Origin of the sequence: Streptomyces sp. P9(2023) (genome assembly GCF_032436795.1) — a bacterium.
In the GTDB taxonomy this organism is placed as follows: Bacteria; Actinomycetota; Actinomycetes; order Streptomycetales; family Streptomycetaceae; genus Streptomyces.
On sequence record NZ_JAUPWM010000768.1, the window covers coordinates 1 to 244 of the forward strand.

Below are 244 nucleotides of genomic sequence, written 5' to 3' on the forward strand. Positions count from 1 at the left end.
GTCGGTGTAATCTTGGCACGAGCTAATTTATCTTGAAGGTCTTTTGGGGCATTATTTAACGAAGCATAGGTTTTAACCGTTATTCCTGATACCTTCTGACCATCAAGGGTTGTAACAGCCGTGCCATTTTCCACCACATCAAGCACTTCCTCTGGGTAATCATCCACAAAGAAGAAGCCTCGTGCAAGTGTCTCTTTAGCCGAACGATCTCCCTTATACTGGTCCAATTCCCAATTCAATCGGT

General features: G+C 44.3%; 1 protein-coding gene. It reads right to left on the reverse strand.

From position 1 onward, the window contains the following. On the reverse strand, positions 1 to 227 hold a 227-nt coding region (locus Q5762_RS39390; protein WP_315897130.1), incomplete at its 3' end, for an SspB-related isopeptide-forming adhesin. Between the last annotated feature and the right edge of the window lie 17 nt (positions 228 to 244).